The following is an 8,138-nucleotide window of genomic DNA, read 5'->3' as shown; positions in this document are numbered from 1 at the left end:
TCTATTATAACTGGGAACGCCCTCACCAAGGCCGTCGTACCAGGGGCAGAACACCGGCACAGGCATTCTTTGTACCATATACTGATCAACTACTCCTGCCAGCCCCGAAGCTCGCTGCTTAAGATGCAAAAAATCAGTGGAACAAAGTGGCGGTCTTGACTGCCACCCCGCGTGTGGTCAGCTTTGACTACCGACGGGGCGGCTCCGGGGACATTGCTTTAACAGATTGCGCCCCTTTTATAATACTTAATATTATTGCTTTTATCATATAAAAAATAAGTCCCGGTGAAATTCCGGGATGTCAAAATTTTAATTCCTTCACAATATCATCTTGTGCGGTAATGCAGTGGTGTCGGAGGCGGGACTTGAACCCGCACGGTTTCCCACACGCCCCTCAAACGTGCGCGTCTGCCGATTCCGCCACTCCGACATGTCTCTTAATCGCAAGTGTTATTATAGCATGACGGGTATCCAGAGGCAAGAACTTTGAATAAGAAATATGTGTAAGGGGTTAAAATTTTAGGGTTTTTTACAAAGTGATGAAGATACCTTATTCCAGTGATTGCTACCATATCCATTTCGACTTATTTTTAGTACCCTTTGTATAAAAGAAATACAAAGGGGGGCCTGGAATATGACCGGGAAAAATAAATGGATGAAATGACGCAGGGAATTAATGGACAGCTGCGGACAGTGTGTCGGCTTCCGAGCCAAGGGTTTGGAACTGCCGGAAGCGGAGGAGAGGCATGTTTGTAAACCGAATGACGCCTGCCCCAGGCATTGCCCCGGATTCCAGTCGGATTTCGATGAGATCGCAAGGGAAATAGCGCCGGAACTGCTCGCAGTCACAACTAAAAATGAACAAATTGAAGCTGTGAATGAAGAAATAAAATCTGATACCCTGGTGCAATGTTCCAGGTGCGGCAGAACCGATGACGCTGGTTATTTGTTACCGGTTCGGCATAAAGGCAAAAATCATTGGATCTGCACCAAATGTCTTCCGGGATTAATTCACGGTTAAACTAGAAGAATGTAGGAGGGTTTCTCCTACATTTTTTATTGTGGTATGATTTAGATATTGAAATCTTAAGTAAAATAGTTCACAATTAATATGTTTGTTTAAATGATTTTTCTAAAAGTAGGGAGTGATACCATTGAAAAATTACGATGTGATTGTGGTTGGTGCCGGCCCTGCTGGTATTTTTACTTGTTATGAATTAGCTTTAAAGGCTCCTCATCTGAAGGTGTTGTTAATAGATAAGGGACGCAACATTTACAAGCGTCAATGTCCTATTCTGCAAAAGAAACTGGTGAAGTGTCCGCCGCCCACTGTAAAAAAGGAAACCGCAGGCTGCATGCCCGCCTGTTCGGTGACCAACGGGTTTGGGGGAGCGGGCGCCTATTCCGACGGGAAGTTCAACATCACCACGGAATTCGGCGGCTGGATGACGGATTATTTGTCTCCCTCCGAGGTTTTGGAACTAATCAAGTATGTAGATCAAATCAATTTAAACCATGGCGCCACAACGGTGGTTTCCGATCCTTCCACACCAACTGTAAAGGATATTGAAAAACGGGGCCTGGGAGTGGGCTTAAAATTATTGCGGGCAGAAGTAAGGCATTTGGGAACTGAGCAAAACCTGGAAATATTAAAAAGCATCTTTGAATATCTCAAAAAATACATTGACATGATGTTTGAAACCGAAGTAGAGGACATCCTTATAGAGAACAAGGATGATAGTAAATATATTAAGGGTATTATCACAAAAACAAAAGAGGTATTTAATGCCAGTAAAGTCGTTATAGTTCCTGGCCGGGACGGCTCTGAATGGTTAACCGGTGTCCTAAAGAAGCACAACTTGGAAATGGACAATAACCAGGTGGATATTGGGGTTCGGGTAGAGACTCTGGATACCATTATGGAAGAAATCAACGAAAATCTCTATGAGGGAAAATTTATTTACCGCTCCTCCACCGGTACCACCGTAAGAACCTTCTGCAGCAACCCGTCCGGACACGTGGTAATTGAGAACCACAGCGGCGTTATGCTGGCCAACGGTCATGCCTATAAAGACAAAAGCCTGGGCAGCCAAAATACCAATTTTGCTTTACTTGTTTCTCATAAGTTTTCCTATCCCTTTGACAAACCCATTGAATATGCAAAATCCATTTCCCGGCTGGCCAATGATTTATCCAATGGTAGCGTGTTAATTCAAAGGTTTGGTGATATTTTAAAGGGACGCAGGTCAACGGATAAGAGAGTAAAGGAAGGATTTGTGGAGCCCACCTTAAAAGAAGCCGTGCCGGGCAATTTAGGGCTGGTATTGCCCTACAATACAATGAAAAGTATTATTGAAATGATACAGGCCCTTGACAGTGTAACCCCGGGTATCGCATCCGAGCACACCCTGCTTTATGGTGTAGAGGCAAAGTTTTATTCTTCCCGCCCGAAGTTAAATGACCGGTTTGAAACCGAAATAGAAGGGTTATATTCAGGCGGCGACGGTGCCGGCATTACCCGCGGCCTGGCCCAGGCCGGGGCCTGCGGAGTCCGTATTGCAAGGGATATCGTTGAAAAATTAGTATAACGTATAATACGGTCACCCGAAGACCGGGTGACTTTTTCATTGCGAAATACTTTAACGAAGAAAGGTTTACTTTAGATTAACCAGTAAATTTCCCGACGTATCAAGTTCCACCAGGGAAGTCTGTGCCAGTAAAAAGAAACAAAAGGGCAGTTAACACCGCCCTTTTTTCCGCGTTTTACTGCATCATTGCCATGGATGTTCCGGACTGGTAAGTATTCGCCATTGTGTTGGTGGTCCGGTCAGCCAGGGTGGGAACCTGGTACATGCCCTTTTGGTTCATGTACTGGAATAATTCATAGGCCTGGTTGATGGCAGACTGGACACAATTTGAGACCATGTTGCGAAGGGTGGGGTCTGCACATTCCAGGGCTGCGGTTGTGTAAAGACATGCAGAGGCTTTGGCGCATCCCAGCATACCGGAAGCAACGTCACGGTCGTCCATTTGGTTCATGCTGTTGTTGGGCTGCTGGGGCGAAGGATTGCGCAGGCCGTATTTGGGGCTGAATTGGCGCGGTGTCCGGTAGGGAACGCCCTGACCGCCCCCTTTGTTATGCATGTAATTGACTAAGTTCTGGTAGCTGTTATGCATATGCTGAATTTGGTTACTCCAAATATTTTGCAGTTGCGACTCTGTAATATGCGGTTGGTAAAGTTGGAACTGGTTAATCCCGTCAATCATGTCTGTCAGAACTTCATGGGTCATCAATACTTCATGGGCGCCTAAGTTTTGTCCCTGGGGGTTGGCCTGCATCCCTGGTATGTTCATCATTTGGGGAAACCCGGCCTGCTGCTGTGTTTGTTGGTACATTTGATTGTTCATGGGGAATTGCCTCCTTAATGGATTTACTGGCTTATCTTTAAGTCCTCTTTTCTACAATACGGGCATCGATCAGATAGCGGTGGAAGAAATATTCACCTATAGCCACTAATAAACCAAAGGTTAGGTAGGCGGTAGCGGTCAATCTTAAGTCTGCCGACATCAGATCCAACAGGAAAAGCAGACCCGCTCCCAGGATACCGTCAGCAACGGAGGCCGTAATATTTCCGTAGTTGGGAAGAATAAATGCATCGCCCACCAGGTAATTGACCGCAGTACCAAGAAACGCGCCTAACAGAGCCCAGGTCCATTCTTGATCGGCTACGAGTGTGACGGCAACCCAGGCCGCTACAAAGGTCATGACAAATTTAACGATAAGAGCAGTCAGAGTTCTCTTCAGGATATCACCTCCTCAGGCCGTTAACATTATGCTCAATTGCCTGAAAATGTATGTATGGAGGTCGTAAGGTAAATAACTTTCATAATAACTGCATCTTTTTTTCAAAAGCCATTCCTTAAAATGCTTAATAATAAAAATATTCCGGGGTTGTGCAACACAGGCTACATGTGTTATTACTGCTATAAGTTTTACGTCTGAAAAATCAAAAATGCCAGGCGGGGCTTAAACCCGCCTGGCATTTTTTAAAAATATTCCTCGGTGATGTCTTTTCCCCGGTCACGCAGGGTATTGATCATGTCTCTGATAACGTGGTGTTTATAGGCATAGATGGCGGGAACATTATCGCAGTCCAAAGCTTCGTTTTTGGCCATACCAACCATGATATGAATGCTGTCCGCCCTCTTCAGCAGGGCAGCCAAACGGCTGGCGCCGTCCCGGGCAGTCTTTAATTCCTTTAGACTGGTATTGCTCTTGAGATGCTCCAGGGTTTGCACCAGGGTAACCGCCCCCTCGGTAACCAGGTCAACCCCCGGCAGCATGCCCACAGGTGGGACTCCTTCGGCCACTGAGGACAGATCGATGAACACTTTGCGGCCCAGTATGCGGCCTACAATTTCCCCGGTGGTGCCGCCGCAGACCACTTTGGCCCCGGGAGCCTCCATGAGTTTCCTCACCACCAGCCTGTCATCTTCTTTCCTTTGGGGCGGGCCGATCAGCATGGTGACATGCACCGGCCGGCGGACCTTTACCACCACGACGGTTACGTCATCCCCCGGTTTTTCCCCGTATAAAGTATTGCACAGCCCGGCTATTTCCTCGGCCCAATCCTGGGCGCATTTATCTTCGGCATAGGAGTCTTCGATAAAGCTGCCGATTCTCTTCCAGTCCCAGCTTACATTCATACGACCGTTGGTGCCGGCATTTAATACCCCGTCGGAGGTTAAAACCAGCCAGTCCTGATCATCCACTTCAAGTTCATATTCACTGATTTTCTTGCCGGCGATCAATCGTTCCACCCGCCGGGGAGTAAACAGCTTGTTCCTGTTGCCGATGAATACCCCTGGGTTATCATACTCCACCAGATAAACTTTACCGTTGTTTTGAATTTGCAGAATGGAGAAGGTGCTGTAGGCGGCATTGATTGTCTTGTCGATGGGAAGGGTCCTGGCCACGGTGTCAATGACTTCATCAATGTGCCCGCCCCGCCGGAGCATGGCGGCAGCGGTTTTTGTGGTCAGGCGGGACAGGATGTTGGCCTTGACACCGCTGCCCAGGCCGTCGGACACCACCACCAGGTCAGCCTGGCCGGTGCGCACGATTTCCACACTGTCGCCGCACAATTCTTCCCCGAATTTTTTTAGTTGAGCCATACCAATGTCTAAACATATTCTCACAGGCGGCACTCCTCTCCTAAAGGGTTTCCTGCCGCATTAACTTAACCAGTTTACCCAATTGAACCTTGGTCTCTGCGGTGGCCTCGCCCAGCAGACCGGCAATTTCCTGGGCCACCATCATTTGTTTTTCGATGACTTCCTGGGCCTGCTGGATGGTCTGGCTCTTAATCAGGTCGTACTGCTCCTTCTGGCGGTTTTCTGAGGTAATGTCCACAAAGATCCCCACCACTGCATCCGTACCCTTTACAGGGAAGATAATCTCCCTGGTAATGATGCCCAGTTCCGGTAGGTGCCGGTGGTATTGACCATTTCCCCGCTCTGGATCACCTTCAGGAAATTGTTGGCGGGCATGAGCGCCAAAATCCTCTGGCCCACCACTTCCGGGGCGGAACATTGGAACAGTTTTTCCGCTGCCGGGTTAATCTCCAGGATATCAAGATTTTTACCAACCACCACAATGGCGTTGGGCATGGCTGATATCACCAGGTTGGACATGGATTCCGCCCGCTTTCTCATATAGGGGATGCACATTTCCACCTCTGCTTTGCCCTGGTAAACCGCTACCGCCTTGTCCCGGCAGGAGTCGTAACCGCAATTGCCGCAGTTAAATTCCTGGGCCGGTGTATGCTTGCCGGTCCGGGCCAGGATGTCCTTAATTTCTGCTTCCGTGGGAATGGGCAAGGTTACTTTTCGATTGGTGAAATCCCGGGTGAGAGGGATCTCCGGCAGCTTGAATTCATCAATTTCAAAGACACACTCGCCGGAAGAATTATAGTACTCCAGCAACTTGCGTTGCCGCATGAAGAGGCTTTCTTCCAGGCAGAGGGAGAGGGGGCCGTTAATGCAGCCGCCCTTACAGGCCCATAATTCCATCAGCTTGGGCGGGTTAATAATTTCATGGTTGGATAGATGTTTGATAAATTCAATACAGTTGTCCAATCCGGACATGGTAATAAAGTTTTCTCCCGCTTCCCTCAATTCATCCGCCACCGTCCAAATCATGCCGCCTTCCACCGGATAGATCCGGTTGTGGCAGGGAGAAAAATTATGAAAGCCTGAAGGGGAGAGGTTATCAACGTCAATACCTTTATTCTGCACCCAATTCCACAGTTCATTGAAACCCAGAAAATAGTCAACGGTGTCATGCAGACCAAGAAGCTGGGCCTCGTCCCGTTTGGCTGCGCAGGGGCCGATGTAGACCACCTTGGCATAGGGATTAATGGATTTAATAACCCGGCCCTGGGCCACCATGGGTGAGACAACCGGCGCCAGCATAGGGATCAACTCGGGATAATGCCGCTCAATGAGATTCACGATGACCGGGCAATAACTGATAAGCATCGGTTTGTTAAAACCCAGCTCTAAATATTTTTTGGTCACCATACCCGCCCCAATGGAAGTTTCCTGGACTTCGGCAAAGCCCAGTTCCTGTAACAGGGTCGGTACCAGATCCGGGTTTTTCAGGGGCAGCGCACTGATAAAGGAGGCAGCCACCACCGCAACCACCGGAGTTCCTTCGGAAATCAACTGCTGCACCTGTTTTAAATCGGAAACCGGCCGCTTGGCCAGCTGGGGACAGGCCAGTATACACTGTCCACAGTGTACGCAAAGTTCATCGATCACCTGGGCGTGTAGCTTGCCTTTGGTGCCGGTGGAATTCATTCGAATGGCTTTCAAATTGCAGATCCTTACACAGCGATAGCAATCACGGCATTTGGCTCCGGTATAAATTAACCCCATAGTCACACCTCGTTTCTCGGGTATGCTTTTATTATCACTCATTCATTCAATTTTGGAAAGCGTATTTCCTTTTGAAAATTGAGTTTTTATCCAATAATGATATTGTTGTGGCCATCCCTGAGTGGTATCCTTAAACAAGGTAAACGAAAATAGTATTTATAGTTTAGCTAAATTTTACATTTTGCTGCTTAGAATGCTGCTATGGGGGGATTTGTAATGAAGAAAAAGCTTTTGTTCATTGTCCTGGTCCTTTTGCTGTTGGCCGGTTCCTACTGGGGTTATGAACGTTACAGCGCACAAGAAGAAAGTGTTTTGACGGCCACCGGTACCATTGAAGCCACCCGGGTGGAACTGACTGCCAAAGTTTTTGGCACCCTTGGCTCTTTGACAGTAAAGTCCGGGGACTCACTGAAAAAGGGTCAACTGGTTGGTCAACTGGTTCGCAATGACCTGGTAGCCCAGAAGGAACGGGATGCCCTGGGGGTGCTGAAAGCGGAAGCCCAGCTGAAGGACCTGACCTCAGGGGCCCGGCTGCAGGAGATAAAAGATGCTTCGGCAGCTGTTAACATCGCCCAGGCGGGCTATGAGAAGGCCAGGGCCGACCACCAAAGGGGAGAGCAGTTATTTAAGGAAGGGGCCATCCCCGCAGACCAATGGGAGAAACTGTCTTTGGATCTTACTGTAAGGCAGAATCAGCTGGAATCTGCCATGGCCAGGCTTAGCTTATTGGAATCCGGCAGCCGTCCGGACATCGTGAAAGCGGCGGCAGTGGAACTGGAACGGTCCAGGGCTGTTCTGAAGGCGTCGGAGGCGCTTTTGGAAGATACCAAAATTATTTCTCCCATTAGCGGCACCGTTTTATCGAAGAACCGTGAACCCGGTGAATTTGTCCAGGCCGGGGCTTCCGTTGCCACAGTGGCGGATTTAAACGACATGTGGATCAGGGTGTATGTACCCACAGATGATTTGCCGAAGATCAAATTAAACCAGCGGGTTCGATTTACCGTCAGCGGCAGCGAGCAGCAGTACCAGGGTGTTATTGAAGAGATCGCCTCCCAGGGTGAATATACCCCGAAGACCATCCAAACCAAAAAGGAGCGCACCAACATCGTCTACGGAGTAAAGATCAGGGTAAACAATCAAGACGGAACGTTAAAGCCGGGCATGCCGGCAGACGTGGTCTTTGAATAGAGGGATGA

The 8,138-nt window shown here is 48.6% G+C and carries 8 protein-coding genes and 1 tRNA gene; 3 read left to right on the top strand and 6 right to left on the bottom strand.

What is annotated here, in order from left to right:
• Positions 1-347: 347 nt before the first annotated feature.
• A tRNA-Leu gene (locus P378_RS10600) sits at positions 348-430 on the bottom strand.
• Positions 431-676: 246 nt separating this feature from the next.
• On the opposite strand from P378_RS10600, the gene P378_RS10595 reads away from it, so the two are divergent.
• Together P378_RS10595 and P378_RS10590 are read left to right on the top strand one after the other, a co-directional pair.
• A complete protein-coding gene (locus P378_RS10595) occupies positions 677-1,021 on the top strand; it encodes a hypothetical protein (RefSeq protein ID WP_099083234.1) in 345 nt (114 codons plus the stop codon).
• A 133-nt stretch (positions 1,022-1,154) separates the two neighbouring features.
• The gene (locus P378_RS10590; protein ID WP_099083233.1) at positions 1,155-2,588 is read left to right on the top strand and encodes an NAD(P)/FAD-dependent oxidoreductase; all 1,434 of its coding nucleotides are present in this window, start codon (positions 1,155-1,157) and stop codon (positions 2,586-2,588) included.
• Positions 2,589-2,763: 175 nt separating this feature from the next.
• On the opposite strand, the gene P378_RS10585 is transcribed toward P378_RS10590, so the two are convergent.
• The 5 genes from P378_RS10585 to P378_RS10570 form a co-directional block, all read right to left on the bottom strand.
• Positions 2,764-3,408, bottom strand: coding sequence for a spore coat protein (locus P378_RS10585; protein ID WP_099083232.1), 645 nt, complete (start codon positions 3,406-3,408; stop codon positions 2,764-2,766).
• A gap of 37 nt (positions 3,409-3,445) precedes the next feature.
• Entirely contained in the window at positions 3,446-3,793 is a 348-nt protein-coding gene (locus tag P378_RS10580; RefSeq protein ID WP_274378696.1) for a DUF2512 family protein, read from the bottom strand.
• A 254-nt stretch (positions 3,794-4,047) separates the two neighbouring features.
• Positions 4,048-5,199, bottom strand: coding sequence for a SpoIIE family protein phosphatase (locus P378_RS10575; protein WP_099083230.1), 1,152 nt, complete (start codon positions 5,197-5,199; stop codon positions 4,048-4,050).
• Between the two features lie 16 nt (positions 5,200-5,215).
• Positions 5,216-5,413, bottom strand: coding sequence for a hypothetical protein (locus P378_RS24145; protein ID WP_420795991.1), 198 nt, complete (start codon positions 5,411-5,413; stop codon positions 5,216-5,218).
• A gap of 29 nt (positions 5,414-5,442) precedes the next feature.
• The gene (locus tag P378_RS10570) at positions 5,443-6,939 is read right to left on the bottom strand and encodes a [Fe-Fe] hydrogenase large subunit C-terminal domain-containing protein (RefSeq protein ID WP_420795990.1); all 1,497 of its coding nucleotides are present in this window, start codon (positions 6,937-6,939) and stop codon (positions 5,443-5,445) included.
• Between the two features lie 216 nt (positions 6,940-7,155).
• Here P378_RS10570 and P378_RS10565 point away from each other — a divergent pair, with 216 nt between their 5' ends.
• A complete protein-coding gene (locus P378_RS10565) occupies positions 7,156-8,130 on the top strand; it encodes an HlyD family secretion protein (RefSeq protein ID WP_099083229.1) in 975 nt (324 codons plus the stop codon).
• Positions 8,131-8,138 lie beyond the last annotated feature (8 nt).

The sequence above is a fragment of the Desulforamulus profundi genome, from assembly GCF_002607855.1.
Note: the sequence above shows the minus strand (reverse complement) of the source record. Positions and strands in the feature narration are given on the sequence as shown.